This is a genomic window from Sphingomonas molluscorum, assembly GCF_039522995.1.
Classification (GTDB): Bacteria; Pseudomonadota; Alphaproteobacteria; order Sphingomonadales; family Sphingomonadaceae; genus Sphingomonas; species Sphingomonas molluscorum.
This window is the reverse complement of the sequence record NZ_BAAAEL010000002.1, coordinates 61,507-86,800: the sequence shown is the minus strand read 5'-3', so window position 1 is coordinate 86,800 and position 25,294 is coordinate 61,507. Positions and strand designations below refer to the sequence as shown.

The window sequence follows — 25,294 nt, the reverse complement described above, 5'->3', positions numbered from 1 at the left end:
GGTCAGCTCCGATAGTCGGCGTTGATCGAGATATAGCCGTGGGTGAGATCGCAGGTCCAAACCGTCGCCCGGCCCTCGCCGAGGCCCAGGTCGACGCCGATCTCGACCGTCTGGCCTTTCAGATGCTCGGCCACCGGCGCTTCGTCATAGCCGGTGACGGCAAGCCCGTCGCGCGCCACCTGCGTGGTGCCGAAGCGGATCGAGAGCTTGTCGCGCTCGGCCGGTTCTCCGGCCTTGCCGACTGCCATGACGACGCGGCCCCAATTGGCGTCCTCACCGGCGATTGCGGTCTTCACCAGCGGCGAGTTGGCGATGCTCATCGCGATGCGATGGGCGCTGCGGTCGCTCTCGGCGCCCTCCACATCGACCTGGATGAACTTCGACGCGCCCTCACCGTCGCGCACGACCTGCTGGGCGAGGCTCAGGCAGACGTCGAAGAGGGCGGCGGCGAACGCATCGGCGCCGTCGCTGTCGGCATCCACCAGCGGCGTGTTGCCGGCCTGGCCGGTCGCGAACGCCAGCACCGTGTCGCTGGTCGAGGTGTCGCCGTCGACGGTGATGCACGAGAAGCTCTTGGTGTTGGCCGCCGAAAGCGCCGACTGGAGGAAGGCAGGATCGACCGCCGCGTCGGTGAAGACGAAGCCCAGCATGGTCGCCATGTCCGGCGCGATCATGCCCGATCCCTTGACGATGCCGACCAGCGTCACCGTGCGGCCGCCGACGATCGCGGTGGCGGTCGCGGCCTTGGCAAAGGTGTCGGTGGTCATGATCGTCTCGGCCGCGGCTTCCCAACTGCACGGTTCGGCCACGATGGCGGCGTCGAGCCCGGCCTCTGCCTTGTCGATCGGCAGCGGCACGCCGATCACGCCGGTGGAGGCGACGAACACGTCCGATGGCTGGCAGCCGAGGTACCCGGCTGCCCGCGCCGCCACCGCTTCCACGGCCTCACGGCCGCGATGCCCGGTGAAGGCGTTGGAGTTGCCCGCATTCACCACCAGCGCGCGTGCCTGGCCCAGCACCAGTGCCTTGCGACACCATTCAACCTCCGGAGACGGGCAGCGGCTCTGCGTCAGCACCCCGGCGACGGCGGTGCCGGGTTCCAGCGTGACAAAGGTGAGGTCGCAACGATCCCATGCCTTGTAGCGCGCGCGGGCGACACGCGGGGTCACGCCCGCGATCGGCGGCAGGACGGGGAAGGCGGCGGGGGCGAGGGGGGAGCGGGTGGTAGCCATGGCTCCGGTCCATGCGTCCGTGCGCCCGATCCGTCGAGTGATTTTGTGATGGAAAGGTGCTCAGAGCCCGCCGCCCGGCGGCCGGCCCGCGTCTGCCCGGCTTTCGGGTGGACGGATCGCCGTGCGCCCATTATCTCCACCGCTGCCCGGCGCCATTGCGGCACGGGCTAGCTCTTCGCCGATGGATCGTCGCTTGCGTCTCCTGTTGTTCCTTTCCGCGCTGCTGACCGGCCTCACCGGGGCCCTGGTCGGCGCGACTCCGGTAGAGGCGCGGCAGGTCGAGCAGGTCGCGGGCAGGATCGCGGCGGAAGTGGCGACCGATGTTGCCGATCACGCGCCCCTGGTCGTTCGCGCCAGCAGCGCATTGGACGGCGCGCGGCTCTCGCCGGTGCCGGCGCCCTATGCCGTACCTCCCGTCGATGTCCGCTCCAGGGTCGACAGCGCGCTCGAGTGAGCGTGCCGCCCGCGCGTGCGGGCGTCCTCCACCCCAGTTTCGCCGCGCCTGACAGGCGCGCCTCTCGGGATGCCGCGCACCGGGCGCGGCTCCGCTCCCCATCATGAAGGAACAGCCATGTTCGGCGGCCTTGCCAAGTCCCTCTTCGGTTCTTCCAACGATCGTTACGTCAAGTCGCTGGGTTCCATCGTCAACAAGATCAACGGCTTCGAAGCCGAGATCCAGGCGATGGACGACGAGACGCTCGCGCAGCAGACGGCGCGCTTCCGCGAGCGCCTCGCCAATGGCGAAAAGCTCGACTCGCTGCTGCCGGAGGCGTTCGCGACCGTTCGCGAGGCATCGAAGCGCGTGCTGGGCATGCGCCACTTCGACGTGCAGATGATCGGCGGCATCGTGCTTCACCGCGGCGAGATCGCCGAGATGCGCACGGGCGAGGGCAAGACGCTGGTGGCGACGCTCGCCACCTATCTCAACGCGCTGCCGGGTGAGGGCGTGCACGTCATCACCGTGAACGATTACCTTGCGCGGCGTGACGCCGAGCAGATGGGGCGGATCTACGGCTTCCTGGGGCTCACCACGGGCGTGATCGTCCCCAACGTGTCCGATGGCGAGCGCCGCCAGGCCTATGCCGCGGACATCACCTACGGCACGAACAACGAGTTCGGCTTCGACTACCTCCGCGACAACATGAAGTATGATCGCGAGTCGATGGTGCAGCGGCCGTTCGCCTTCGCGATCGTCGACGAGGTGGACTCGATCCTGATCGACGAGGCACGTACCCCGCTGATCATTTCCGGGCCGACGGACGACAAGTCCGACCTGTACCTGTCCGTCGACGCGATCGTGAAGCAGCTTGAAGAAGCCGACTACGAGAAGGACGAGAAGCAGAAGAGCGTCATCCTGACGGAAGACGGCACCGAAAAGGCCGAGCGGCTGCTCGAGGCCGCCGGGCTGCTCCAGGGGGCGAACCTCTACGACTTCGAGAACACCCAGGTCGTCCACCACCTGAACCAGGCACTGCGCGCGAACATGATGTTCCGTCGCGACGTCGATTACCTGGTGAAGGACGGCAAGGTCGTCATCATCGACGAGTTTACCGGCCGCATGATGGACGGCCGTCGCTGGTCGGACGGCCTGCACCAGGCGACCGAGGCCAAGGAAGGCGTGACGATCGAGCCGGAGAACCAGACGCTCGCCTCGATCACCTTCCAGAACTATTTCCGCATGTATCCCAAGCTGTCGGGCATGACCGGCACCGCGGCGACCGAGGCGGCCGAGTTCTTCGACATCTACAAGATGAACGTCGTCTCGATCCCCACCAACGTGCCGGTGCAGCGCGTCGACGAGGAGGACGAGTTCTACAAGACGACCCAGGACAAGTTCCTGGCGATCGCGCGCAAGATCCGCGAGCATGCTGAACGCGGCCAGCCGGTGCTGGTCGGCACCGTCTCAATTGAGAAGTCGGAGCTGCTGAGCGAATTCCTCACCCAGGAAAAGGTGCCCCACAAGGTGCTGAACGCGCGCTACCACGAGATGGAAGCGCACATCGTCGCCCAGGCGGGCCGGCTGGGGGCGGTGACCATCGCCACCAACATGGCGGGTCGCGGCACCGACATTCAGCTGGGCGGCAACCTGGAGTTCCGCATGCTCGACGAGCATCCGGAACTGGAGGAGGGCACGCCGGAGTATGAAGCGGCGGCCGAGAAGATCCGCGCGGAGATCACGGCCGAGAAGCAGGCGGTGCTCGCCGCCGGCGGCCTGTTCGTGCTGGGAACCGAGCGCCACGAGAGCCGGCGCATCGACAACCAGCTGCGCGGCCGTTCGGGTCGCCAGGGCGATCCGGGCCTGTCGCGCTTCTACCTGAGCCTGGACGACGACCTGCTGCGCATCTTCGGGCCGGACACGCTGTTCGCCAAGATGATGCGCTCCAACATCGCCGATGGCGAGGCGATCGGCTCCAAGTGGCTGTCGAAGGCGATCGAGACCGCGCAGAAGAAGGTCGAGGCGCGCAACTACGACATCCGCAAGCAGGTCGTCGAATACGACAACGTCATGAACGACCAGCGCAAGGTCGTGTACGAGCAGCGCGCCGACATCATGGATGCCGACACCGTCGGCGACGTGGTGGCCGACATGCGTGCCGAGACGGTGAACGCGATCGTCGGCGAGGCCGTGCCGCCCAACTCCTATCCGGAGCAGTGGGACGTCGCGGGCCTGACCGAGCGTGCGGCCGAGGTGCTGGGCGTCGAAGCGCCGGTCGCGCAGTGGATCGCGGAAGAGGACGGGCTGGAGGCGGAGACGCTGGAAGAGCGTATCCGCACGCTCGCGGACCAGGTGGTCGAGGCGAAGGCAGCCGAACTGGAGCCGACCGCCTGGACGCAGATCGAAAAGTCGATCCTGCTCCAGAACCTGGACCACCACTGGAAGGAGCATCTGGCGATGCTCGACGCGTTGCGCGCGGTGATCCACCTGCGCGCCTATGCGCAGAAGACGCCGATCAACGAGTATAAGCAGGAGGCGTTCGCGCTGTTCGAGCGCATGCTGGGCAGCATCCGCGAGGACGTGACCCGGACGCTTGCGGTCGCAAACTTCAACTTCAACTTCACGCCGCCGCCGCTTCCCGAGCTGCCGGACTTCCTGACCAGCCACTTCGACCCGCTGACCGGCGACGACGACACCTGGGACCAGGATGCGGGCAGCGGCTACCTGACCACCCGCATGCCGCCGATGCAGATGCCCCAGCCGAGCGCCGAAGCCCTGGGCGAGGATCCGGCGGAGTGGGTCGGCCGCGTCAGCCGCAACGCGCCGTGCCCGTGCGGTTCGGGCCTCAAGTACAAGCACTGCCACGGCCAGCTGTAAGGGGGCGGGGACGCCGCGGCTGCCGGCCCGCTGGGGTTGGCAGCCACTGCGGCCAGGACGTCCCGCGCGGCGTTGCCGAAGCACAAAAAAGGGGTCGCTGCCGATGGGCAACGACCCCTTTTTGCTGGAGGGGAAGGAGGATCAGTTCGGCTGCGGCATCTGCACGCGCGGACCGAGGTTCTCGATCACTGCCCGCGCATCGAACGCGCGCACATTGTCCGTCGGCTTCGGCCCACGACCCACGATGATCTCCGCCGACGCCTCGTACTTGTCGACCGTGCGGATATCGGTGTTGTAGAACGGGTCGCCATAGGGTCCCCAGCCGCGCCAGCCATAGGCCGGACCGTGGAAGCGCCAGTAGGGGCTCCACGCGCCGAAGCCGCCATAGCCGCCCCAATAGGGATCGGGCGTCGCATAGGTGCGCGTGCGGCGTTCGGTGTCGCGGTCGACGAGGACGAAATAGTCGAAGCCGCGCTCGATCGTCAGCTGTGCGGCGCGGAACAGCAGGTAGCGCTCGACCGTCTCACGCGACGTGAGCGTGTTGCCGGCGAAGGTGACCTGGAAGCGATTGGCTTCGATCTGCTCGTCGGAATACCCCGTCCGGGCAAAGCCGCTGCCGGTCGCCGGCCGATAGGGGGTTGGGGTAGCGCAGGCGGCGAGCACCAGCGCCCCCACGATCGCAGTGCCGAAACCGGCGAGACGCTTGCGATCGAACCTGGATGACTGCATCGAGTTTCTCCACTGCCGCATATTTTCGCCGACGAAGGGCGGCACAACCTCAGAACGAACGTCGGGGCGTTTGGGTTCTTTGACCCGGTACGATGAGTTGTGCAACTTCGCAGCTTAGCCGTTCCTGAACGGTATGTGACCGGGCCCGAAAAGACGTTGTGGTAGAGGGGCTTACAGGCTTCCGCATCGGTCCGAGTCCGAACAGGCGCGCCGGCGCGCGTCTCTTTCGAAAATGCTGGCGTGTGGATTGTGCTGAAGCGGCCCTCCCGCGAGGGCGCACACGACAGGGGCCGCTTCGGCGCTGCGCGGCCAGTGCTCTTCCACGCCAGAAGGCGGAAGCTGCAAGCAGTCGGCGGTGTCTGGAAGAGTGGCTCCCGCACTGGCTCACATTGCGAACTTCTTCAAGCTTCCGACGCTCGAAGCGCGAAAAATAGTCACGCGATATCGTGCCACGTTCGGGAACGCAGCGTAGCATTACTAAACGTCGTAACTCGGTCCTGCCGAACTTGCGGACGATTGCTTGTCACCGCTTCGAGGCAATGGCCAGCAGTCTCCGAGTTCTGCGACGCGCCAAGAGGCCATCGCAATCCGATCGTGGCGCAAGGTCCAGCGGTTCATCGTTCTGGAGAACGTGTAGCTCGTCTAGCTCTCGGTTCGATCTGGAGTGGTGATGGCGGGGAACTTAATGCTGTGCAACGGCTAGGGCACTTAAGTGCCGAAGCGGCACTGAAATGCCGCTTCGGCGTTAATGCCGTCGGGGAGCTCTTGAGGCGGACACGCGATATTGCGGCAACCTCGCGTAGATGGTGCGTCAGGTAACCGCGTAAGACTATGTCACCGACGCGCCGCGAATGTAGCTATTGGTCCGGCTCCGGGATCCCACCAACGTCATGCCGCAAGAAGAATGGAGCGCATTTGTTGATGCAGTTCGCTTCCTCGGGCGCCACGGTATCGCGTTGGACCATGTCCCCGTTATGAGCGAGGCCCAGCAATGCCTGGCCCTCGTTCGCGTTCTTGTTCATGCGGCCGAGGCCGCGCCACGGGTCAAGCACGTTCGGTATCGGCCTGGTCAGCTCTCGACGCGATGATGGCTTTGCGCGACCTGAGTTGCTATCCGAGTCGGATGAGGGGCTAAAGCATGGATGAGCTGCCAGACGTCAAGGAACTGGATGCACTGGCAAACGTCACCGGCGGAAATGCGGTGTCGTCAGAGATGATGGTGGCAGAAGATCCCGGCGCGGAGCGACCGCCGGTAATGCCGATGGAGATCCAAAGCGGTATCCTCAAGAGCCTTGGGATCAACCTCTACACCAACCTCGGCAAGGTCCTCGTCGAGTTCATTGCGAACGCCTACGATGGCGACGCGAGCTACGTGAAGGTAACGATCCCCGAAGCCGAGATTGCAGCCGAGCGCGCTGCTGCGAAGGCGCGGGCCGACGAAGAGGCCGCCGCGCTCGCCGACGTCCAGTCGGGTCAGGTGGCTATGGAGCTTCCCGTGGCCGGGGTGGGGGTCACAGCTGCGGACATCACCAGCCCGGCACCTGCGCTGAACCTGGAATCGCTGTTCGAGACGCTGCCCGACTCGATCGAGGTCGTCATTGAGGACGATGGCCACGGGATGAGCTGGCAGGAGGTCCAGCGCAAGTTCCTTCCCCTCAACCGCCAGCGTCGGTCGAATTCGAAGGGCAAAGAAACCGAGCTCACCTCGCCGGGCGGCCGATACGTTATGGGACGCAAGGGCGTCGGCAAACTCGCAGGCTTCGGAGCCGCGCTGACCGTTCGGCTGTGGACCAAGCGGGCCGGCGAGACATCAGCCACCGTGATCACGCTCGTCGATGAGGACCTGAACCACGCGGGATCGATCCACAACGTGCGCGTGCCGGTCGAATATGAGGACGGGCTCGATCCATCGGCGCACGGCACCCGGATCAATCTCTCCCGGCTGAAGGCGGACGCGACGCGTGATCCGATGGACAAGATACGGAAGGTCATTGCCAAGTCGTTCCACGCGATCCGGCCGGAAGACTTCTCGATCATCGTGAACGACGAGACACTCCAGTTCAAGCTGCCGGACTACGAGTTCATCTACCCGACGAGCCTGACGCGCGATGCAATTGAATCTGGGGAGCGAGCGCACGAGACGGTCCCGGTCCCCGGCGTAGGCGCGCTGAAGTTCAGCTACTATGTCGGCTTCTTGGCGCGCTCTCATGGATCCGGTGCCGACCGCGGTGCGACGATCTACTGCAACAACCGGCTCGCGGCAGGTCCGGCGCTCTTCGGCCTCCCAACCGGAATGCACAGCTTCCACTCGGTCGACTACATGGATTGCGTGGTCGAGGCCGACGACCTTGACCGCAGCTCGATCGACTTCGTGAACACGGCCCGCAACGGCATTAAGGAGGGCAACGAGGTCGTCGGGGCGATGCTGCAGCAGGTCGTCACGGTAATGAAGCGGGCGGTTGCCGCGCATGCTCGTTTCAAGAAGGCCGAGGCGGACCGGAAGATTCTGGAGGATCCCCAGGCGCGGATCATAGCGGCGACGCTCGAGATGCTACCGGCGAAGACGCGGAAGGCTGGCGCGAAGCTGCTACAGACAATCGCACAGACGTTCGAGGTCGGGACGCCCGAGTTCGAGGAGCTCGCGCCGACCATCATGCACTCGATCAACGCGACCGAAGTGCTGATCAGCCTAGCGTCGCACGGCACGGACCCGGCGACGATCGCGGAAATCATGGGGCAGCTGCGCCAGCTTTCGGAAATCGAGAAGCGGGATGCGATCAAGCTGTATCGCGCTCGCCGTGGCGGGATCGAGAAGCTGCAGATCCTGTATGACCGGGGGAAGGAGAACTGGAAGAAGAAGCAATTCGAGAAGGATCTGCATCAGCTTCTGAAGGAGAACCCCTGGCTCATCCGGCCAGAGTTCTCGACCTACATCTCAAGCGACCAAAATGTGAATACGACCGTCGCGAAGCTCGCCCAGATACTGAAGGTCGATCGATTTGCGACGATCAAGGACGGCGAGGCGGACACCGACGTCAGGCCTGACCTGGTATTCCTGCTCTCGGACCCCATGGTCGAGGGTCCCTACACGTTGAAGATCGTCGAGCTGAAGAGTCCGGCTCTTCCTCTGACGATCGAGCACTGGCGGCAGCTCGAGAACTACGTCGCCGACGTCGAGGAGTGGTGCAGGACGAATCTGACTCACGTGGTGCGAGTCAACGGCTTCCTTATCGGGACGATGCCGGAGCCAAACCCGTCAAAGCGGTTCGAGAAGATGCTGATCGACAAGTTCGTGGAGACTGGCCCCGGCGACCAGATTCAGATCATTGGGCTGTACGAGCTGATCAAGCACGCCCGCACGGTCCACGTCGAGGCGATCAAGGCACTGGAGCGCGACATCGAGGAATTCGGCGACGATGATGACGACGTCGAGGCCGTGGTGGAGGAGGACGCGGAGGAACAGGATGCCGGGGCCGGTTCCCTAGGCGGCGAGTCGGTTCCCGTCGGCGGCTAGCAGGGCAGCGCTGATCACTTTGGCGACGGCAGTGGCGAGGGGGATGGGCACGCCGTTCCCGATCTGCCGGGCGACGGGGTAGGGACGGCCGACGAACTGCCAGTGGTCCGGTACGCCCTGGAGGCGCGCGCCTTCTCGCAGCGATAGGGTGCGGTTCTCCGAGGGATGCAGATAGCGTCCCTTGGAGGGGTTTTGGAACGTGCAGCGGACCGTGTTCGAGGGAGCCGAGGGATCGATCCTCCCCCACACGTCGGTCGCCTGGCAACCAACGCGCGCCCACGATGGGGGGCAGAGATGCGGAGCCTGCCGCATGACGTCCCGCTTGTCGCCCTTCGGCGGGATGATCGAGATGCGCTCCGCGGCCACGCCGCTGGCGATGGGCCAGGAATGGAGCGGGTCGCCTTCAGGAATCGGCCGGGCGATGGCGTCACCCGCGGTCAACACGTCCTTACGCGCAGCTGGCGGCGAAAAGCGACCGATCTTCGACGCGATGGTGAATGCGCGACGACGCAGCTGCGGGGCGCCATGCTCCACCGCGTCCAGAACCCAGGTGAAGACCTCGTATCCCAAGCCCTCAAGGGCGGTGGCCAAAGTGCGCCACTGGGCGGAGGCGAGGAAGGGCGGGACGTTCTCGATGACCACGACCCTCGCTCCGGAGGCGGCCGCCCAGCGGGGCACTTGCAGCGCGAGGTCGTTCCGAGCGTCGAGAGGGTCTTGTCTGCCGAGAGTCGAGAAACCTTGGCACGGCGGCCCCGCGATCAGGACCTCAGCGATGGGGATGTTGGTGACCGCGGTGACCGAACCCGCGATCGCGACCGGCTTGAGGTTGAGATTGTAGGTGGCGACCGCCTCCTTCGCGAGATCGATCGCCATGACGGGCTCGAAGCCCTGATCCACGAAGCCCGCGCTGAACAGGCCGGCGCCGCTAAACATGTCAATGAAAGTCGCGCCTTGCATAATTCGCATAGCTTTAATGTGAATATGCGGATATGCAAGGAAATTATGCGAGACGACGTGATGCCTGACGATGCACTCGAAAAGCTGGCTAAGATGTTACGAAGCACACATCTTCCCGTGCAGACGACCATAGCGAACGCGATCGGCGCCGATCAGCCATTCGTGTCCAGAGTTCTGCGGGGAGAAGTGAAGCGGGTGACCCCTCGCGTAGAGCGGCTCTGGAAATATGCGAGTTCGCGTATTGCGGAGGCGGAGCGAGCGTCGGAGGCAGTTGCCGACGTTGAGCGCGAACTGACCTCAGATTACGCAGGGACCGAAGATATCCAGCCCGCTCGCAGGAGCGGGCGGAAGAGGCGGACGAACCTCGAACTTGTGTCTGAAACATTCGCAGCCGATGCCCTGAGCGGGGTCAAGGCCTACCTGGAAGATGGATACGACCCCAGGCTGATCGTGGAACAGCTGGTCGTGCTTAGGCGGGCCCAGCAGGTGCGCCGTGCAGGTCGAGCGCCCGGCAAGCGTGGCTAGGCGGCTTACAGAATCGGCAAGTGACTGCCACCTGCTAGGGCTGGACTAACCGTAAGTGATCGATCCGAGCCGCAACGGTGAAACGGCACCATGGACGGCAGGCCCATCATTATTCAATGAAATTCGCCAGGTTCTTCAGGGTCGAATCCATGCCAGCCTTGTGCTCGGCAGCACCGATTCCTGCGGGAGCGTTTTCGGCTACGAACGTCACCTTGGTGCCACCGGTGACCGGCACAAGCGTCGTAGTTATCTTCATTACGCCAGCGAAGGCAGGGTCATCGGACTCGAATTCGACCGTCTCGACGATCTTCTCGTCCGGTAGTAACTCGACGAAGCATCCTTCGAAGTGGTCTGCCTCAGGTGTGGACTTGCCGCGACCGCGTTCACTGTCGGGGTAGTAAAAGGCCATTCGATAACTACCACCAACGCGCGGGTCGAAGGCGAGCACCTTTCCCGTCATGCCCTTGGGCGGGCGCCATGACGCGACCGATTCCGGGTCCATGAAGGCGCGGAAGATCGCGCGGGGAGGGGCGAGGATTACGCGTGAGGAAGTGTGTGTTGCTGAGTCGGTCATTCGGCGCCCAGTCTAGATCAGCGCGGCCGGCTCGCAAGGGGCAGGCCATCGTTCTTGGCTACTCGAAACCGTCTGTTCAACGGCGAGGGTGGCACATTGGCAAAGCTGACCCAGCTCATATCCACCGGACAATCCGTGTAGGTGATCCGTCACGGTGACCGGCTACCGATGGAGGAGGGTGGCCGGCCGCTCTTCACCAAATGCGAGCCAAAACGCGCGCAATAGCGGGATCAACGCCGCGCGATTCATCTGCTCAATCATCAAAGGGGGCAGACTTGCCTGATCGCGCCATGCGGGATCAGACCAATATTCGCTGTTTAGGACGAGCCGGTAATCCTTGATGCCAGCCACTGTCACCATGACCAGCCATGGCCCCTCGACACCGAACGGCGCGAGCTTGGCGGCGCCGGAATTTGCGGCATCGATTACGCCGTCCTCGAATCGTTTTGGCCAAACCAGCGGCGTTTCTTGCTTCCGTAGTTCGTTGACGATTCGACCGATCGTCCAGACCATGTCGATCCGACCCTGCCGGTAGGTGATAGCATAGGATCTGCCTGCCTGCGGGTCGCTCGGGACGCTATAGTTGAGCACGCCCTCGATCATGCGAACGGCCTCCATATGACCTGAAGGCTTGTGGGCAGCGAGCGCGTTCTCCGGCGTGATCTCTAGGTCGCGGGCTTCTCGGAATATGGTCACTGGAATGAGTGACAGAACTGCCTTGGGATCATCGCCAAGGCCGACCGGCAAGTCGCCACGCAGTGCCTGGTCGACCGCATCGAGATGGAGGGCGCGCAGTCGCGCTGGTAGAGCCTCGCTCGCAGTGAAGGCATCGCGCAGCTCCTGCGTATCCATCTCATATTTTCCATTGGACTTGCGGCCGTGGAAGCGATTGCTCTGCTTGAAAATGACCCGGTGCGGCGCGATGCTGCTCGCCGGGACGCGGATCAGAAGGATGCCGGCGCGATCGCCGATATCAATCCAATGCAGGCGCAGACCCGGCAGTCGCGGCTCGATGCCCGCGAGCAGGATATCCTCCCAGCGGAGCATCTCCTTGTCGGGGTCCTCGACCATGAGACCATGGATCGCAGTTGCCACTCCCCCCGGAGCGTCGATCCCGAACAGGATGTCGCCGCCTTGTGCATTCGCGAAGGAGGAAACGTCAGCGAGAAACTCCTTGCGGGCGGTGTCGCTGCTGCCTGGCAGTTCGCGCTTGAATTCGAGAGTCCGGCGCTCGGCGATCTGGTTGGCGATCAGCGCTTCCAGATCAGCGCGCGTGATCGCGTCGTGGGGCTTTGGAATCATGTCCCGGCCAACCAAATCTGTCGTGGCGCCTTGGCCTCGCCCTCACGTGAGGCGATGCATAGGCGCGACTGCCAGCCGACCTGTTGCCGAAGCGCGCCAGGATCCGCGTCCCTAGCGCGCAAGAGTCACCGCAATCGGGCAGTGGTCGGAATAATGCTTTTCACCACTGGCATAGTGCGTCTCGGTAAAGCCCGCCATGGCCGCTCCAGCGCGCTTGTCGAGGACGATATGGTCGATGAATGCGTCGTAGCGCGGGTCGCAGCTTGGCGGAGTGCCGGCATCGGCGAGCCTCAGATCGGCATTGGCGGGCTGGCCGTCATCGATGTCGTTCCAGGAGCTGTCGCCGGGGCTGCCCAGGCGCCGGTTCCAGTCGCCGAGTACCGCGAAGCGCTCGGGCCCAGTGGCCGCGGCATCGATCCAGGCCTCGACTGCCGGGACTTGCTGGAGGAGGACAGGGCAAGCCTTGGCCTCGCTGCCTTCGAAACAGCCCGACTTCAGATGGATCCCAAGGAGCCGGATCGGATCGTGGCCGCGTGCGCGCACCGTGATATCGATGCCCGAGCGCAGCTGGGGATTGCCGAGCATCAGGCTGGTGACATCGGGGTTGCGATCGAAGGTGATGCCTTTCCGGATCGCAAAGCCGACAGCCTGGCGAATGAAGGTCTGGTCCGGATGCCGGCCGCCGCAGGTGCCGCTGGCTTCGCCCGGCCGTTTCTCCATCACCACCGTGTAGCGGGCGGGGTCGAAAACCCGTTCGGCCGCCTTCACGTTTTCGGCCTCCTGAAAGGCTATGACATCGGCATCGAGGCTGTCGGCGATCCGCCGCATGGCGAGATAGTCATTCGCGGCGCGCGGCTCGCAGCCGGCTCCCTCCTTCTCGGCGAGGAATTCCAAATTCCAGCTGGCGAGCTTGAGGGGCCGCGCGGCGGTGGCGGCGATCTGTGGGGGCGGGCCGGGCTGCGCTGAGCAGCCGGCGAGCGCCAGCAGAATCGCGTACAGGGGAAAACGATGGGAGATCATACGGCCTTGTGGCGACCACCGCGCACGTCCGCAATGCAAGAGACCGCTCTTGAACTGAAGGGCGGCGAGCGACTTCAAGCAGCCCTAACGGAAATCCCGGGGTTTGATCTTGATGCCTTCGGTCGGCTGGCCGGGAATGATGCCAGATCCCAACCGCAAGTCCGGCACTTATCCCGAGGAAGGCGCTATGCCGAGCACGTTCCCCAAGTCCCGGGATTTTAAGTAATTCACCCTGCCTGACTCGGCATAGTTCTGGCACCAATTGACCCATGACCTTGCCACGGTGGGGACGTGTGGATAGGCATGCGCGATGCGTCTGTTGAGGATGATTCCGACGAGCCAAATCTGTGCGGTGCTTTGCATTGCGCTGACGCTGGTGTTCGCCGGTGCATCGCTTTCGCGCTCGATCGATCAGATACAGCATGCGCCCGGTGCTTCGCCGATCCATGAACATCTCGTCTTCAGCGATATCTCGCTCGACGACGCACATGATCTCGAACTGGATCACGATGGGGACCACCACGAGGTGGACCATAATGAGCCCGACGATTCTGATTCCTCCGACCATCTCCCTGGTAGCCATCATCACCATGGCGATAGTGGTTCTGGATTGATCGTGCTGGCGTCCACGGGCGCGGCGGAAGCCGCACTGGCTGACGACGCACCGAATGCGGTGCCCGATCGCCCCGCGATCGGATTTAAAGTCCAGGGACCCGAACGCCCTCCAAAACCTTCGACGATCAGCGCCTAGATCCGCGTCCGTGACGGGCGTGGGATACCCATGCCTGCTCGCGAGACCCAGCCACATGTCAAATCTTCTCCGTGCGCGCGTTCGCGCGCGCTTCATCTCCGCGTTGGCCGTCGGCAGCGCGCTATCCCTGCTGTTCGCTTCTCACTCCGCGCGGGCGCAGGACCTTACCCTGTCCGACGCGCTGTCGCGGGTTGCCAGCGGCGATCCGGCGATCGCCGTGAGCGCCGCCCAGCGCCAGGCCGCCGAAGCCTCCATTCGCCAGGCGGAGGTCCGGCCCCGCGATGTCGTCGGCGTCGATGTCGAGGATTTTGCGGGGACCGGTCCCTATTCCCCCGTCGACCGGTCCCAGACAACCGCCTGGTACGAGCGGACCTGGGAGCGCGGCGGCAAGCGCGAGGCCCGCATCGGATCGGCGCGGTCCGAACTGGACGTCGCGCAGCAACGCGGACGCCTGCGGATGCTCGACGTTCTGGAAAGGGTGCAGGCCGCCTGGGTCGAGGCGCTCGCCGCCGAAGCTGCGATCCCGGTGGCCGAGGAACGCTTTGCACTCGCCCTGCGGCTGGAGCGTGAGGTTGCACGCCGGGTCGGCCGGGCTCTCGATCCCCTCTTCGCCGCGGAGCGCGCGCGCACCGCGGTCGCGCAAGCCCGGATCGCTCGGGATCAAGCCATCGATAATGCGCGGATCGCCCGCGCGAGCCTCGCAGCCTATTGGGGCAGCGGCCCGGAATACCGGCTCGATGCCAGCGGGTATTTTCAGGTCGCGGCCGCAATGCCAGTGGTTGAGGAGATCGCCGATCTTGAGCTGCTCGCCGCCGAACGGGAGGCAGCCGATGCACGCATCAGGCTGGCCGAGGCGAACAGCGTCGCCGATCCCAGATTGCGCGCGGGCGTGCGGCATTTCGGCGAAGGCAATGAGGTCGCGCTGGTCGTCGGCGGATCAATTCCCTTGGGCGGCCGACAAGCCAATCGCGGCAATGTCGAACGCGCGCAAGCAGAGCGGCTTGCCGCCGAAGCCGAACTCGCCGTCGTCCGCGTCGAGCGCAAGCGCGAGATCGACCGGCTGGTGGCGCAGCGCGCATCCATCCTGACTGAGCTCGGCCGCATCGATCGCGAGGTCCTGCCGAGCGCCGAGCGCGCCGTCGTGCTCGTGCGCGACGGTTTCAACCGCGGCGGCACCGCCTTCACCTTCCTCGAGGTCGCCCAAGCCCAGCAGGCCGTGATCGATGCCCGCACGCGGCGCATCGAACTGCTGCGCCGCTACCACCTCGACGGCGTTCGCCTGGACCGGCTGACCGGTCGCCACGCTTCCCTTATCGCCAACGCGGAGGACCGCTGATGTCCCGTTGCCAATCGATCGCGAGCATCCTGCTTGCCTGCTGCCTGCTCGCCGCCTGTGGCGAAGTCCCGACCGCGAACCAGACCGAGGAACACGCGGCGCCGGCCGCTGCCGACTATGAGCGCGGGCCGCATCGCGGTCGCATGCTCCGCGACGGGGACTTCGCGGTCGAGATGACCATCTTCGAGGATGGTGTCGAACCCGAGTTCCGCGTGTTTGCCTATCGCGACGACAAGCCGGTTGCGCCGGCGCAGGTGCAGCTCAGCGTCGAGCTTGCGCGCCTGGGCGGCAGGGTCGATCGCTTCGCCTTCATGCCGCAGGACGACTTCCTGCGCGGCGGCGGCGTGGTCAAGGAGCCGCATTCGTTCGACGTGAAGGTGCGCGCGGTCGAGGGTGGCCGGACGCACAGCTGGTCCTATGCTTCGTATGAGGGACGCACCACCATCGCCGCAGATGCCGCCCGCGCAGGCGGCGTCCGGTCGGAGCGGGCGGGGCCAGCGCAGGTTGCCGAACTCGTCGACATGGCGGGCCGGGTCGAGATCACCCCGGAGGGCAAGGCCGACGTCCGCGCCCGCCTGCCCGGGCAGATCATGTGGATGCGGGGCCAACTCGGCCAAGCGGTCACCAGGGGGCAGACGCTGCTGCGGGTAGAGTCCAGCCATTCCTTGCAGACCTATGCCGTGCCCGCACCGATCAGCGGCATCATCGTGGAGAAGAACGCCAATCTCGGCGATGTGACCGGTGATCGCGCCTTGTTCGTGATCGCCGATCCGACCCAGCTCCATGCCGAGTTCTTCGTCTATCCGCGCGACGCCGAGCGGATCCGCGTGGGCCAGAAGGTCCAGCTTCGCAGCCTGTCGGGCGAAGCGCGGCTCACCGGCGCGGTCGAGGCGATCCTGCCCACCGCCGATCTCGCCAGCCAGACCCTGATGGCGCACGTCCATCTCCCGGCCTCGGCTGCCCGGCAGTTCCGCCCGAGAATGGGGGTCGAAGGCTCGTTCGCTGTGGCCGAGGCACAGGTGCCGCTAGCAGTGCGCACCAAGGCGATCCAGCGCTTCCGCGACTTTGAGGTTGTTTACGCCAAGGTTGGCAACACCTACGAGGTCCGGATGCTGACCATCGGGCGGCGCACGCCCGAATGGACCGAGATCCTGGCCGGTCTGGAACCCGGCACCGAATATGTGACTGACGGGGCCTTCCTGATCCGCGCCGATATCGAGAAGTCGGGAGCCAGCCATGACCACTGAGGCTGCATCGACAATCGAGCGGCCGGCACTGCTCGAACGCATCATCGCCGCCGCCATTCGGTTTCGCTGGGTGATCCTCGCCGCTGTCGCCCTCCTTTGCGCGCTGGGCGTGTGGAGCTTCCAGCGGCTGCCGATCGACGCCACGCCGGACATCACCAACGTCCAGGTGCAGATCAATAGCGAAGCGGCAGGCTTCTCGCCGCTCGAAGCCGAGCAGCGGGTGACCTTCCCCGTCGAGACGGCCATCGCGGGCCTGCCAGGGCTCCAATATACCCGTTCGGTCTCGCGCTACGGCCTCTCACAGGTGACCGCGGTGTTCGCCGATGGCACCGACATCTACTTCGCGCGCCAGCTGGTCAATGAACGGCTGCAAACGGCGCGCTCGCAACTGCCGGCCGGCGTCCAGCCCGAGATGGGGCCGATCGCCACCGGTCTCGGCGAAATCTTCATGTACACGCTCGAGGCCAGGCCGGGCGCGCGCAAGCCTGATGGTTCCGCCTACACGCCCGAGGACCTGCGAACCTTGCAGGACTGGGTGATCCGGCCGCAGCTGCGCAACACGCCGGGCGTGACCGAGGTCAACTCGATCGGCGGCTTCGAGCGGCAATATCACGTGACGCCGCTGCCCGAACGGCTGTCGGCCTATGGCCTGACCCTGGGCGACGTCGTCGACGCGCTCGACCGCAATAACGCCAATGTCGGCGCCGGCTATGTCGAGCGCTACGGCGAGCAATATCTGGTCCGCGTACCCGGCCAAGCGGCCGGGATCGACGATCTCAAGTCGATCATCGTCACCAACCGCGGCGGCGTGCCCATCCGCATCGCCGACGTCGCCGATGTCGGCATGGGCGAGGAGCTGCGCACGGGCGCCGCGACCGAGAATGGCCAGGAGGTGGTGCTCGGCACCGTCTTCATGCTCTCCGGGGAGAACAGCCGGATTGTCGCACGTGCGGCGGCCGAGCGGCTCGAAGTTGCGGCGAGAGCATTGCCGGCTGGGGTGCGCGCAGTCGCGATCTACGATCGCACCGAGCTTGTCGAGCGAACGATCTGGACGGTTGAGAAGAACCTGCTCGAAGGCGCGCTGCTGGTCATCGTCGTGCTTTTCATGCTGCTGGGCAACGTCCGGGCAGCCCTCATCACCGCGGCGGTCATTCCGATCACCATGCTGACGACGATCACCGGCATGCTCCAGGCCGGTGTATCGGGCAATTTGATGAGCCTGGGCGCGCTGGACTTCGGACTGATCATCGACGGCGCCGTCATCATCGTCGAGAATTGCCTGCGCCGGTTCGGCGAAGCGCAGCACCGACTTGGGCGGCTGCTCGACCGCGAGGAGCGTTTCTCGCTCGCGGCCTCGGCCACCTCCGAGGTCATCCGTCCCTCGCTGTTCGGGGTGATGATCATCGCGCTGGTCTATGTACCAATCTTCGCGCTGACCGGCGTCGAGGGGAAGATGTTCCATCCGATGGCGATCACCGTCGTCATGGCGCTGACCGCTGCGCTGATCCTCTCTCTGACCTTCGTGCCGGCCGCGATCGCGCTGTTCGTCACCGGCAGGGTCGAGGAAAAGGAGAGCCGGTTGATGCGCTGGGCGCGCCGCGCCTATGAGCCGGCGCTTGCTGCGGCACTGCGTCTGCGCACCGCCTTCGTGATCGGCGCCGTCGCGATCGTCGCGCTGGCGGGCTTTGCCGCGACGCGGATGGGCTCGGAGTTCATCCCTAACCTAGACGAAGGCGACATCGCGATGCACGCGCTGCGCATTCCCGGCACCAGCCTCAGCCAGGCGATCCAGATGCAGCGCGCGCTCGAAGCGCGCCTCAAGCAGTTTCCCGAGGTCGAGCGGATCGTCGCCAAGATCGGGACGGCCGAAGTCGCGACGGATCCGATGCCGCCTTCCGTCGCCGATACCTTTATCATGCTGAAGGACAGGAAGGACTGGCCAGATCCCCGGAAACCGCGAGCCGAGCTGGTGCGGCAGATGCACGCGGCGGCCCAGACCATCCCGGGCAACAACTATGAGTTCACCCAGCCGATCCAGATGCGGTTCAACGAACTGCTGTCGGGCGTCCGCGCCGATGTGGCGGTCAAGGTGTTCGGCGATGACCTCGATCAGCTCCTGAGCGTCGGGCAGGCGATCGAGAAGGTCGTGAGCGGGATTCCGGGGGCCGCGGATGTCGGGGTCGACCAGGTGACCGGCTTGCCGGTCCTTCAGATCACGCCCAATCGCTCCGCGCTCGCCCGCCTCGGACTCAATGTCGGCGACATCCAGGATGTCGTCGCGGTCTCGATCGGCGGCAAGGAAGCCGGCCAGCTGTTCGAAGGCGACCGGCGTTTCCCGGTCGTCGTGCGCCTGCCCGAGGATATCCGTCAAAAGGTCGATGAGATCGGGAGGCTGCGCATCCCGCTCGCCGCGTCTGGGGAGGGCCCGCGCGGCTTTGTCCCGGTGCAGGATGTCGCCAAGGTCGAGGTCGTGATCGGCCCTAATCAGATCAGCCGCGAAGACGGCAAACGGCGCGTGGTCGTGACCGCCAATGTCCGCGGCCGCGATCTCGGATCATTCGTCGCGGAACTCCAGCAGAAGGTCGGCACCGAGGTCGAGATGCCGGCGGGATATTGGATCAGCTACGGCGGGACGTTCGAGCAGCTCATCTCGGCCGCAAAGCGGCTCCAGATCGTCGTGCCGGCCGCGATGTTGCTGATTTTCGGCCTGCTTTACTGGCTGTTCCGCTCTGCCCGGGACGCCGCCATTGTCTTCTCGGGCGTGCCGCTTGCGCTCACTGGCGGTGTGGCGGCGCTGCTGCTGCGCGGCATGCCACTTTCCATCTCAGCCGGCATCGGCTTCATCGCGCTGTCGGGCGTCGCGGTGCTGAACGGCGTGGTGATGCTAAGCTTCATCCGCACGCTCATCGCCGATGGCCGGCCCTTGGACGACGCGATCCGCGAAGGTGCGCTCACGCGCTTGCGGCCCGTGCTGATGACCGCGTTGGTCGCGAGCCTCGGCTTCGTGCCGATGGCGTTCAACGTAGGCGCCGGCGCCGAGGTGCAGCGGCCCTTGGCGACCGTCGTGATCGGCGGGGTCATCTCGTCGACCTTGCTGACCCTTCTCATCCTGCCCGCGTTGTATCGGCTCGTGCATGGGCGGCGAGACGCGCCAGCTGTGCTAAGCCCGGCTACAGGAGTTTGACGATGTCGTTCAGAAGCTGGGTCGCCTGGCCCGGCGCCCCGCTTGCTCTGGCCTCGGCCGCCCTATTCGGGGCAAGCACGCCACTGGCAAAGGCGCTGCTCGGCGGCGGCGTCAATCCGTGGCTGCTCGCCGGCCTGCTCTACCTGGGATCGGGCTTGGGCCTTGCGATAATCACGATCGGCCGGCGCCTTATGGGCAAACCGTCCACGGAAGCGCCTCTTGGCCGCGGCGACTGGAAATGGATGCTGCTCGTCGTCCTGTCGGGCGGCGTCGCCGGACCGGTGCTGCTGATGCTCGGGCTGGTTTCGACGCCGGCCTCCTCTGCGGCCTTGCTGCTCAATCTCGAAGGGCTTGCCACGATGGCGATCGCCTGGGCGGTATTCAAAGAGAATGTCGACCGGCGATTGTTGCTCGGCGCGCTTGCGATCCTCGCCGGCGCGCTGGTCCTGTCATGGCAGGGATCGGCAGGCGGCTTCGGCATCGGCGCATTCGCGATCGCGGGCGCGTGCCTCGCCTGGGGGATCGACAACAATCTGACCCGCAAGGTGAGCGGCTCGGACCCGATGCAGATCGCGATGCTGAAAGGGCTGGTAGCGGGGATCGTCAACCTCAGCCTGGCGCTGGTGATGGGTGCGCGCATTCCCGACGGCGGGATGCTGCTGTCGGCCGGCGTCGTCGGCCTCTTCGGATATGGGGTCAGCCTCGTCCTGTTCGTGTTAGCCCTGCGCCATCTCGGGACCGCGCGCACCGGCGCCTATTTCTCGATGGCGCCGTTCATCGGCGCCCTGCTGGCGCTTCTGATGTTCGGCGAGCCGCTCACCACGCGGCTGATTATTGCGGCGGTGCTGATGGGCATCGGCCTATGGCTTCATCTTGTCGAGCGGCACGACCACGCACATGTCCATGAGCCGCTCGAGCATAGCCACGCCCATACCCACGACGCGCACCACGAGCATGAACACGGTCCCGGCGACCCGCCCGGAGAGCCGCATGTTCACGGCCATCAGCATCGGCGCCTGGTTCACAGTCATCCGCACTATCCCGACCTTCACCATCGGCACGGGCATGGGGCCGGCTAGGCCGCCCCTCCGCGCAGAGCCTGAGCGTAGCGACGATCGACGACTTCCCAATCGATGTTGCGGAAGAAGGCGTCGACATATTTCGCTGCGGCGGTGCCATAATCCATGTGGAAGCTGTGCTCGTACATATCGAGCGCAAGCAGCGGCACGCCGGCGATCGCGCCATGCATGTGATCCCAGGCCCACTGGTTGTGGAGCGAGCGGGTGTGAAGATTGTAGGTCAACACGGTCCAGCCCGACCCGCCCGCGAGCGACATGCCCGTGCGCCGGAAGTCTGCTTCCCAGGTCTCGAACGAGCCAAAGGCAGTGGCGAGCGCTTGCTTGATCGAACCGCCGGCCCGGCCGTTGCCGCCGAGCCCTTCGAAGTAGATCTCGTGGAGGATAATTGATCCGGTGCGGTGCAGTTCCTCGCGCTTGAGGCCGCCATAGACCACCGGCGGCAGGTCGGGGTCGGCAAGCGCCGCCGCCAGGCGGCCTTCGATCATATTCAGCGTCTTGACAGAGCCGATATAGTTGTTCTCCCAGTGCGACTTGATCAGCCGCTCCGAGAGGCCGTCGAGCTTGGCAGGATCGAACCGCAGCGGCTTGGGCTGATGAAGCCCTGCAAAGGCGGGAACCGGCGGACGCGCTGCCGCCGGGGTTTGCGCCAGACTATCGCTGCTTGCCATCGCTGCTGCTCCCAATCCTAGGGTCGCGACCACCGTTCGCCGGGTCAGGTCTTCCATTTGCGTCGTCCTCTCAGGTCAAAAGCACATAGGCCGCGCCCAGCGCAGAGCAGGCGCCCAGCACCGGGAGAACACCGACCTTGAAACGGAACACCGCGACGGCGGCGCCGAGCGCCAGCAGCGCCGCTGCCAGGTTGAGCGAGCTCCATACGGGCACGTCGATCGTGCCGCCCGCGAACGGCACCATGCGCACCTCGCCAAACAATGTGTGGATGGCGAACCAGACCGCCAGGTTGAGGATCACTCCCACCACCGCGGCGGTGATCGCGGCCAGCGCTGACGACAAAGCGCGGTTGCCGCGCAGCCGCTCGACGAACGGCGCTCCCGCGAAAATCCACAGGAAGCAGGGCACGAACGTGACCCAGGTGGTAAGGATCGCGCCCAGGGTCGCAGCGACCAGCGGATTAAGCGTGCCACTGTCGCGGAACGCGGCGAGGAAACCGACGAACTGCGTGACCATGATTAGCGGTCCGGGCGTGGTCTCTGCCATGCCGAGCCCGTCGAGCATCTCTCCGGGCTTGAGCCAGCCAAACGTATCGACTGCTTCCTGCGCGACATAGGCGAGCACGGCATAGGCGCCACCGAAGGTCACCACCGCCATCTGGCTGAAGAAGGTGGCGATGCGGCTGTACACATCATCCGGTCCCAACAGGACGAGCAAAGCGGCGACCGGCGCGAGCCAGAGAAACAGCAGCACCCCGGAGATGCGCAGCGACCAGCCGAGGTTGGGGCGGGCGTGGTCGGGCAAGCCTTCGCCGAGGGCGGTATCGCGGTCATGGACCGGAATCGCGCCACCGCTGCCATGGCCGCCGCCACCCTTGAAGGCAGTGAGTCCTGCCCGGCCGCCGAAGTAGCCGATCAGCGCGGCGCCAAGCACGATCAGCGGGAACGGCGCGTCGAGGAAGAAGATGGCGATGAACGCGATGGCCGCGAGGGCGCGCATCACGTTGTTCTTGAGAGCGCGCGACCCCACGCGCACGACCGCCTGCAGCACGATCGCCAGCACCGCCGCCTTGAGCCCGAAGAACAATCCCTCCACCAGCGAGACGTTGCCGAGCAGCACATAGACATAGGAAAGCGCGAGGATCGCGAGGAAGCCGGGAAGCACGAACAGCGCGCCCGCGATCAGGCCGCCCTTCGTCTTGTGCAGCAGCCAGCCAATATAGATGGCGAGTTGCTGCGCCTCCGGGCCGGGCAGCAGCATGCAATAGTTGAGCGCATGGAGGAACCGCTCCTCGCCGATCCACTTCTTCTCCTCGACGAGGATGCGGTGCATCACCGCGATCTGACCGGCGGGGCCGCCAAAGCTCAGTCCGGCGATCCGTGCCCACACCTTGACCGCTTCACTCAGCGGGATGCCGTGATCGCGCGGCTGCGCAATGAGATTGGCGGGCTCGAGGCCCTTAAGCGCCGCGTCGGTCATTTGGGTCTCCGGCTGCTGAAGAAGGCGTGAAACTGTTCGAGCGCGTCGCTGGCCTTGGCGATGCGTTCGAGATCCTCGTCGGTCGAGGCGCACACGCCCGAGAGCATTGCGCCGAGGCCCGTCGTTTCCGGCCGGGCGAACTTGCCGTCGCCGATATCGAGTTCGTGGATCATCTCGCCGATCGCTACGAGCGCCTCGTCCTCATCGAGCCCGGCGCGCAGGATCAGCGTCTCGAAACTGCAGCGATCGCCTTCGTGGGTAAATTCGGCGTCGGCCATGTCGAAGCGCAGCTCACGATGTTCGGCAGCATAGCTCTTGCCGTCGACGAACTTGAAGGTGGCCTGGGGGTCGATGAAGCGGCGGATCAGCCAAGCGCATGCGATGCGATCGACATGAACGCCGCGCCGCGTGACCCAGATGCGGTTGGTGAGCGACGCCGAATCGGGTGTGTCCGCAGCGTCCGAGCGGCTGACATCGGGATGCGCGTATCGCTTGGCGTCGAGTTCGCGGAGCGCCGCCTCCGCCGCCTGCCGGCCATGCGCGCCGAAGAAATCGAGCGCCTCTACCTCGGCGAGCCGCTTTTGGAGCCGCTCGATCTCGGTTCCGGTGACGGGGCCGGTGTCGAGCAGATTGCGGGCAGATTGCGCAAGCTCCTCATAATCGGCGTCTCGCGCCGCGTCGAATAGCCCGCGTAGCTCGCTGTCCGACAGGCCGAGCATCAGCCGGGCCTCGATCAGGATCGCTTCGCCACCGCTTGAGACGATCTCGTCGCGCAATTCGCGAAACGCGGTTTCCCGTTCCGCGCCGAGCGGCAGCACATGCACCGCGTTCTTGAGCGGTACCGCCCCGATCGCCTGGAGACGGCGCCAGACCTTCACGCGCAGATAGGGCGGCTTGGCGGGGATCTGATGCAGCAACGCAAGCCAGCCGGACTTGGACTTTGAAACGGACATGCATCATGTGTATCACGAGTCGCATGATAAAGATACACATGTGCTATGCACTCACTGCAGGCGTTTCATTCGGCGTTGCTGCGCCAGCCATGGCACAGGAGGTCAAGTCCGGGCCGATGCTGCACGATGCGCTCCGAGCGCCGGAAGAACTGGTGACCTCCGGATCGATCCGCGCGCGCTACGAGACGCTCGATGGGCAGTCACGCGCAGGCTTTGGTGCAAGCGACGAACTGTACAGCATCCGGTCGACCGTGCTCGCGGAGTATCGCGGGGATGGCTTTCGGATCGGTGCGGAGCTGTTCGACAGCCGCGCCTATGGTAGCGAGCCTGGGAGTGCGATCGGCACCGGGGAGGTCAACACGCTGGAATTGGTCCAGGCCTATGTTGGCGCGGATCTGAGGGAGCCGTTCGGCAAGGGCAGCAAGGCGAGCGTCCAGCTCGGCCGCTTCACCCTCAACCTCGGTTCGCGCCGCCTCGTCGCGGCAGACGATTATCGCAACACCACCAATGGCTATACCGGCGTCCGTGCTGATCTACGCCTGCGCGATGGCAGTGCCGCGACCTTCATCTACACCTTGCCGCAGGTGCGTCTGCCCGACGACCATCCCTCCATTCTCGATAACGAGAGCCATTTCGATCGCGAGAGCTTCGATCTGCGGCTGTGGGGTGGCTTGTTCTCCAAGCCGCGCGTGCTCGGCCAGACGATGGCGGAGATCAGCTATTTCCGCCTTCAGGAGAGCGATGCGCCCGGCCGCCCAACCCGCAACCGCGACCTTCACACCCTCGGCGCCCGGATCATTCGCGATGCGGCGGCCGGCAAGTTCGATTACGAAGCTGAAGGCTTCTACCAGTTCGGCTCTATCCGGGCGTCGCTAGCGCCGGGAGCGGCGGAACTCGACGTGTCCGCCTGGTTCCTGCACCTCGACGCCGGCTACAGTTTTGCCGGTCCCCTGAAGCCGCGCCTCTCGGTGGAATATGACTATGCCAGCGGCGATGGCTCGGGACGTGGCTTCGGGCGCTTCGACACGCTGTTCGGGATGCGTCGCGCGGATCTCGCGCCGGCGGGCATCTATGCCCAGATCGGGCGAGCGAACATCAGCACACCCGGCGTGAGACTCGAGGTTGCGCCGACGCCGCGGGTGGATGGATTTGTGGCGTATCGCGCGATGTGGCTGGCCGATCGCACGGACGCCTTTTCGACGACAGGCGTCCGCGACGTGACCGGTAGGTCCGGCAACTTTGCGGGGCATCAGGTGGAAGGGCGGTTACGCTATTGGCTCGTACCGAAGCTGTTGCGCGGGGAGATCAATGCCGCTTGGCTCGGAAAGGGCCGGTTTTTGAGAACCGCACCGAACGCGCCGGCAACGGGCGACACACACTACGCTTCTTTCGCGGTGACGGCGTTCTTCTGATCAGAGTTCCTCAGAACA

The 25,294-nt window shown here is 65.2% G+C and carries 19 protein-coding genes; 10 read left to right on the top strand and 9 right to left on the bottom strand.

What is annotated here, in order from left to right; all coding sequences use genetic code 11:
- Positions 1-2: 2 nt before the first annotated feature.
- Positions 3-1,232: a bifunctional glutamate N-acetyltransferase/amino-acid acetyltransferase ArgJ gene (argJ, locus tag ABDZ92_RS04845; RefSeq protein ID WP_272695089.1), complete on the bottom strand. Its 1,230-nt coding sequence runs from the start codon at positions 1,230-1,232 to the stop codon at positions 3-5.
- 193 nt (positions 1,233-1,425) lie between these two features.
- Here argJ and ABDZ92_RS04840 point away from each other — a divergent pair, with 193 nt between their 5' ends.
- Positions 1,426-1,686, top strand: a complete 261-nt coding sequence (locus tag ABDZ92_RS04840; protein WP_125962457.1) for a hypothetical protein — start codon at positions 1,426-1,428, stop codon at positions 1,684-1,686.
- Positions 1,687-1,803: 117 nt separating this feature from the next.
- Entirely contained in the window at positions 1,804-4,545 is a 2,742-nt protein-coding gene (gene secA / locus ABDZ92_RS04835; RefSeq protein WP_125962456.1) for a preprotein translocase subunit SecA, read from the top strand.
- A gap of 141 nt (positions 4,546-4,686) precedes the next feature.
- On the opposite strand, the gene ABDZ92_RS04830 is transcribed toward secA, so the two are convergent.
- On the bottom strand, positions 4,687-5,274 hold the full coding sequence (locus tag ABDZ92_RS04830) for a CC0125/CC1285 family lipoprotein (protein ID WP_241212062.1): 588 nt from the start codon (positions 5,272-5,274) through the stop codon (positions 4,687-4,689).
- A 1,138-nt stretch (positions 5,275-6,412) separates the two neighbouring features.
- Between ABDZ92_RS04830 and ABDZ92_RS04825 the strand changes: the two genes are divergently transcribed.
- Positions 6,413-8,788, top strand: coding sequence for an ATP-binding protein (locus tag ABDZ92_RS04825; RefSeq protein WP_343761883.1), 2,376 nt, complete (start codon positions 6,413-6,415; stop codon positions 8,786-8,788).
- On the opposite strand, the gene ABDZ92_RS04820 is transcribed toward ABDZ92_RS04825, so the two are convergent.
- Entirely contained in the window at positions 8,756-9,721 is a 966-nt protein-coding gene (locus tag ABDZ92_RS04820) for a DNA cytosine methyltransferase (RefSeq protein ID WP_343761881.1), read from the bottom strand. The genes ABDZ92_RS04825 and ABDZ92_RS04820 overlap by 33 nt on opposite strands.
- A gap of 69 nt (positions 9,722-9,790) precedes the next feature.
- Between ABDZ92_RS04820 and ABDZ92_RS04815 the strand changes: the two genes are divergently transcribed.
- Complete coding sequence (locus ABDZ92_RS04815; protein WP_343761879.1) at positions 9,791-10,270, top strand: hypothetical protein; 480 nt, start codon at positions 9,791-9,793, stop codon at positions 10,268-10,270.
- Positions 10,271-10,379: 109 nt separating this feature from the next.
- Here the strand turns inward: ABDZ92_RS04815 and ABDZ92_RS04810 are convergent, their stop codons facing one another.
- The 3 genes from ABDZ92_RS04810 to ABDZ92_RS04800 all read right to left on the bottom strand — a co-directional run bounded on the left by ABDZ92_RS04810 (position 10,380) and on the right by ABDZ92_RS04800 (position 13,166).
- A complete protein-coding gene (locus ABDZ92_RS04810; protein WP_343761877.1) occupies positions 10,380-10,844 on the bottom strand; it encodes an SRPBCC domain-containing protein in 465 nt (154 codons plus the stop codon).
- Positions 10,845-11,006: 162 nt separating this feature from the next.
- On the bottom strand, positions 11,007-12,146 hold the full coding sequence (locus tag ABDZ92_RS04805; RefSeq protein WP_343761875.1) for an AlbA family DNA-binding domain-containing protein: 1,140 nt from the start codon (positions 12,144-12,146) through the stop codon (positions 11,007-11,009).
- Positions 12,147-12,257: 111 nt separating this feature from the next.
- The gene (locus ABDZ92_RS04800) at positions 12,258-13,166 is read right to left on the bottom strand and encodes an endonuclease (protein WP_343761873.1); all 909 of its coding nucleotides are present in this window, start codon (positions 13,164-13,166) and stop codon (positions 12,258-12,260) included.
- 310 nt (positions 13,167-13,476) lie between these two features.
- Here ABDZ92_RS04800 and ABDZ92_RS04795 point away from each other — a divergent pair, with 310 nt between their 5' ends.
- The 5 genes from ABDZ92_RS04795 to ABDZ92_RS04775 are packed head-to-tail and all read left to right on the top strand — an operon-like array spanning position 13,477 to position 20,763.
- Positions 13,477-13,917: a hypothetical protein gene (locus tag ABDZ92_RS04795; RefSeq protein WP_343761871.1), complete on the top strand. Its 441-nt coding sequence runs from the start codon at positions 13,477-13,479 to the stop codon at positions 13,915-13,917.
- A gap of 55 nt (positions 13,918-13,972) precedes the next feature.
- Positions 13,973-15,253 (top strand): TolC family protein, encoded by a 1,281-nt coding sequence (locus ABDZ92_RS04790; protein ID WP_343761869.1) that lies wholly within the window; start codon positions 13,973-13,975, stop codon positions 15,251-15,253.
- A complete protein-coding gene (locus tag ABDZ92_RS04785; RefSeq protein ID WP_343761867.1) occupies positions 15,253-16,500 on the top strand; it encodes an efflux RND transporter periplasmic adaptor subunit in 1,248 nt (415 codons plus the stop codon). Before ABDZ92_RS04790 ends, ABDZ92_RS04785 begins: the two co-directional genes overlap by 1 nt.
- Positions 16,490-19,684 carry an efflux RND transporter permease subunit gene (locus ABDZ92_RS04780; RefSeq protein WP_425542281.1) on the top strand — a complete coding sequence of 1,065 codons (3,195 nt, stop codon included), beginning with the start codon at positions 16,490-16,492 and terminating at the stop codon, positions 19,682-19,684. The genes ABDZ92_RS04785 and ABDZ92_RS04780 overlap by 11 nt, the downstream gene beginning before the upstream one ends.
- A 2-nt stretch (positions 19,685-19,686) precedes the next feature.
- On the top strand, positions 19,687-20,763 hold the full coding sequence (locus ABDZ92_RS04775) for an EamA family transporter (protein ID WP_343761865.1): 1,077 nt from the start codon (positions 19,687-19,689) through the stop codon (positions 20,761-20,763).
- Here ABDZ92_RS04775 and ABDZ92_RS04770 read toward each other — a convergent pair.
- The 3 genes from ABDZ92_RS04770 to ABDZ92_RS04760 are packed head-to-tail and all read right to left on the bottom strand — an operon-like array spanning position 20,760 to position 23,864.
- Positions 20,760-21,488 carry a superoxide dismutase gene (locus ABDZ92_RS04770; protein ID WP_425542280.1) on the bottom strand — a complete coding sequence of 243 codons (729 nt, stop codon included), beginning with the start codon at positions 21,486-21,488 and terminating at the stop codon, positions 20,760-20,762. The genes ABDZ92_RS04775 and ABDZ92_RS04770 overlap by 4 nt on opposite strands.
- A gap of 13 nt (positions 21,489-21,501) precedes the next feature.
- Positions 21,502-22,911, bottom strand: a complete 1,410-nt coding sequence (chrA, locus tag ABDZ92_RS04765; RefSeq protein WP_343761863.1) for a chromate efflux transporter — start codon at positions 22,909-22,911, stop codon at positions 21,502-21,504.
- Positions 22,908-23,864 (bottom strand): chromate resistance protein ChrB domain-containing protein, encoded by a 957-nt coding sequence (locus ABDZ92_RS04760; protein ID WP_343761861.1) that lies wholly within the window; start codon positions 23,862-23,864, stop codon positions 22,908-22,910. Before ABDZ92_RS04760 ends, chrA begins: the two co-directional genes overlap by 4 nt.
- An 89-nt stretch (positions 23,865-23,953) precedes the next feature.
- Between ABDZ92_RS04760 and ABDZ92_RS04755 the strand changes: the two genes are divergently transcribed.
- A complete protein-coding gene (locus tag ABDZ92_RS04755; RefSeq protein ID WP_343761859.1) occupies positions 23,954-25,276 on the top strand; it encodes an alginate export family protein in 1,323 nt (440 codons plus the stop codon).
- Positions 25,277-25,294: the final 18 nt, after the last annotated feature.